This window comes from Paenibacillus sp. N119s (assembly GCF_059447605.1).
The window spans coordinates 1-1,379 of the sequence record NZ_JCAJRU010000441.1 but is presented as its reverse complement, the minus strand read 5'-3'; the positions used below and the strand labels follow the sequence as shown (position 1 = coordinate 1,379).

Annotated in this window: 1 protein-coding gene; it reads right to left on the bottom strand. The window is 51.9% G+C overall.

The genetic code is table 11. The annotated features are described in order from the left end of the window. On the bottom strand, positions 1–1,379 hold a 1,379-nt coding region (locus tag AC5V8P_RS25580), incomplete at both ends, for a condensation domain-containing protein (protein ID WP_495474052.1).

Below are 1,379 nucleotides of genomic sequence, written 5' to 3'. Positions count from 1 at the left end.
TATACATTTTCCACTTCCCCGATGTCACGGGTCCGCTCGATCAGTTGGTCCAGCTCAGCCAGGGTTACATGTTTAAGCATAACATCGCTTGGCGTCAGCTCTTGCTGTTTGCGACCTGCACAATGGATGATGATGTCCTGCAAGCTCGCTCTGAGCGCTTCGGCTAGTTGCTCCATCGTTTCCTTGCGATATTCCTGATGACTGTAGCTGATCGTCATTTGCAATTGGCCTTCTGAAATCAGTCCGTTCAGATCCAGCGTGTGCGATCTGGCTGCATGTACGCTAAGGTCTGCACCGCTAGCGTAAGGAGACACGCCAATGGATTGATTTTGCATATCCTGGTCAAATTGTCCGAGATAGTTAAAGCTAATTTCAGGTTCGGTTCCAAAACGCTCCTGCTCACATGCTGCCGACAAGTATCTCAGCATTCCGTAGCCAATCCCTTTTTTCGGAATCCGGCGCAGCCCTTCTTTCACCTGTTTGATGCGCTGTGAAAGATCTTGCCCTGCGCTCATATCCAGCACAACTGGGAATTGAGTCGTAAACCAGCCCACCGTGCGCGTAATATCCAGCTCTGGCAAAATGGATTCCCGGCCATGGCCTTCCAGGTTGACGAGTACGCGTTCGATGCCCGCCCAGCGATGAATAGCTAGGCCAAGTGCGGTCAGCAGTAAATCATTCATATCCGTGTTGTAGGCACGATGCGCCTGTTTTAACAACTGCTCCGTTTCCTGAGCTGTCCACGTGACTGTCATGAGCTCGCTGTCTTTATTTAAGGATTGCGGTTGTGGCTGGTCTTTTGGAAGCGGCTCATACGTCCCTTGTTCCACTTCTTGCCAGAATGCGAGTTCTGCTGCCATGTCTGGACCGTTCGCATAGTGCGACTGCCCCTCAGCCCAGGCGCGGAAAGAATCCGTTTTGTGCGGAAGACGAGCCGCTTGTCCGTGCAATGCCTGTTCATAGGCTGTCGTAAGATCCTCGAACAAAATGCGCCAGGATACGGTATCCACCACTAAGTGATGAATAGCCATTAGCAAATGATCTCCATCGGAGCAATGGAACAGCCCCAGCTTCACCAGCGGTCCTTCGCTTAAATGAATCCCTGCCTGAATTTCATTCGCTTTGGCCTCGATCGCCGCAGACACTTCTGGCTCATGGCTGAAATCCACACATTCCAGGGTATACAGCTCACCCTCGCCAATGGCGCGGTTCCAGGCTTCATATCCGTGCTCGGTAGGACGGAAAACGATCCGCAGCGCATCATGATGGCTAACGATGTGATCCATCGCTGTGCGCAGTGCCACTTCATCAAAGCCGTCCTGGCTATGCAGCATAATCGACTGGTTATGATGATGTGCATCCGTCAGGTTCTGCTCAAA